This is a genomic window from Pseudomonas sp. NPDC087614, assembly GCF_044743485.1.
Lineage (GTDB): Bacteria > Pseudomonadota > Gammaproteobacteria > Pseudomonadales > Pseudomonadaceae > Aquipseudomonas > Aquipseudomonas baetica_A.
The window spans coordinates 1-2411 of sequence record NZ_JBIUWN010000172.1 but is presented as its reverse complement, the minus strand read 5'-3'; the positions used below and the strand labels follow the sequence as shown (position 1 = coordinate 2411).

1 protein-coding gene and 2 pseudogenes are annotated in these 2411 nt (G+C 55.1%); all 3 read right to left on the bottom strand.

Going from position 1 to position 2411, the window contains the following annotated elements:
- Positions 1 to 305: pseudogene (locus ACIOWA_RS27830) on the bottom strand (hypothetical protein); the annotation flags it as partial.
- Positions 302 to 1252, bottom strand: a complete 951-nt coding sequence (locus ACIOWA_RS27825; protein ID WP_339466828.1) for a hypothetical protein — start codon at positions 1250 to 1252, stop codon at positions 302 to 304. The gene ACIOWA_RS27825 and the pseudogene ACIOWA_RS27830, both read right to left, overlap by 4 nt.
- Positions 1249 to 2411: pseudogene (locus ACIOWA_RS27820) on the bottom strand (hypothetical protein); the annotation flags it as partial. The gene ACIOWA_RS27825 and the pseudogene ACIOWA_RS27820, both read right to left, overlap by 4 nt.

Here is a 2411-nt window from a genome sequence, read left to right as displayed (position 1 = left end):
CAGGTGAATAGTACGGCACGACCAGTCTCTTTCCGCCCCCGATATGCTTTTTTTGGAAAAACCGGAGAGGCGACAACTATCCTGACACCGGGGGAAATAGCTAAAAACACCATCATCGTCGGCCACATCACCATCACCGCAGAACCGATGCTGTAGTTACCCACATCGAGAAACGCCTCGTTTTTACGCCAGATGATATTCAGCACATCAGAGGGTTTTCTACCGGTTGGAATCGGCAATGGCGCCAAGTAATCATTGCGCGAAAACATTCTTTTTTTCGTAGTGCCCGCCGGTGGCGTACTCATGACTGCGCCTCCACTCGCCCGGCCAACTCGGCTTCGCGCTTGACGATGGCTTCTTCCAACTCCGGGGAGCGTTTGGTCCATTGCTCCGGGAGGAGTGGTTTTGACCATTCGATGATGTCGGGATTAGAAAGCTCGGGCGGTGGCGATAACTTCCACTCTTGCAACATCATCGCCAGTGGTGCCCCCAAGAGCACTGCAGCAATGATCAGCCACGCTGCCTTGCCAACCTCTTGCGCGACCAAATGATGTCTGATGCCATCCACATATTCACAACAAATGCCCCAAAAGACGCCTCTGCCCCGCAGCTTTTCTCGTCCGCCCTCGAAGTCATTTGTCTGTGGCAAAACTTGCGGGCCAATTTCCATATAACTGCGCATGCATTCCCACAACGCCATTGCCGTGGTGCCGCCACCGCAGTTGAAGCCCAGCGAAAAATGCTTGTTGTCTTCCGTAGCGTGCGGGTCGGGGTTTTCGAAACCGATGACCAGTAGACCCATCGTGGCTTTGCCGGCCTGACTGACTGATGAATGCTGGGTGGCGGCGGCTGTCACGGTTTCCCAAGGGACGATCCAGAATTCGCCATCGTTGCGGGGGACGCAGACTTCGCGGCGTTGGCGGTTGAAGCGTATAGGTAAGGGGACTTCGCGGAAGAGGCCTTGAATCACAAATATTGAAGGGATGCCTATGATCAATAACGCCGCAATCCAGATCAGCCCGGGGTCTGGAGTGATGAAGCCCATAAATACAAATACCATCAGCGACGGCCACATCACCATGACCGTCGAACCGATGCTGTAGTTACCGATATCGAGAAACACCTCGTTCTTGCGCCAGATGGTGTTGAGCACATCACAAGGCTTTTCACCCGTGGGAATGGGCAATGGAGCCAGATAGTCATTACGCGAAAAAATCCTTTTTCCCGTTGTGCCCGCCGGTGGCGTACTCATCGTTTGTCCTTGGGTTGCAGGTAAATGGCGCCGGGATGATCCTCACCGAGCGGATAATTCGGTACACGATCAAGTTCAGGCGTTGGGTCGGCTCGCAGCGCTACGACACCCGTGGAGTTGTTCAAGGTAAAAGCCAAACCTCGCTCCCCGCCGATAAAACTTCGAGCGCCGAGTATCGCGATCAGTGGGGTGCGATAACGCAACCTTAGCGACAACGTGCTGGGTGGTGTGTTCAGCAAGTCTTTCACCTCTTTGAAAGGACCGCTTATACGCAGGCCCTGACCCTCCTCGAACGGTATCCACTGGCAACTGCTGTCGGACAACCAGAAGGGCGTCATATCGCGCCACGGACGGGGTGGCCTGAAATAGTCGCTCGGACTATTTTTGATCAGGTAGCGGTTTGCGAGGGTATCCACCGGGTCACCGACCATGCTCAGCTCCAGGTAGACACTGTTTGGCTCGGCGCCTGGCAAATCGATGGTCAGAGAATCAATGGCGCTGACGAACGCCAGACCGGAACGACCGTTATCAGTCGCCTGATTAGAACTGCTTTGCATGGTGACCCGAGGCGTATAGAGGATGAGATACAAACGGTCGAGTTCGTCGTGTTGGGCTTTAGGCGCGATGGGGTCCAGATCGATAGCACGCGCTTTAGACCAACAGCAATTGTTCAGGAAGTTTTGCAGCGGTGTTTTCTCAAAAATCCAGGCAGTCAGATACAGTACGCCAAGGCCTAGAATGATCCAGTTCAACGGTCCCATGTAGAGCGTGTAGCGCAAGATGGCGACTTCCGCTGTTACTGAACCGGCCAAGGCGCGGGCGGTATAGCCAAGCCCCAATATCGCTTGGGCGCCGAAGGCTGCTACCTGCCCTCCGACCGCGATCTGACGCATCTGCAGCCATGGATCGACTTGGTTTTGGGCGCTTTCCAATCGTGATTGCAGGGATTGGAATTCGTTTATTGCAGCACCAGTAGAAAGCGCACCAATCACCCCACCAAACAACGTCAGCATTGGTGCGCTTCCCATCCTGCCGCCCGGAAGCTTGACGGACATTTCCTTAACCCCCAACCCCATCCGCACCTGACTATCCACCACCGCCACCAACGCCGCCGCCCCATACAAACTCGCCGACACCGTGTCATTCACTCGCCGGGCAT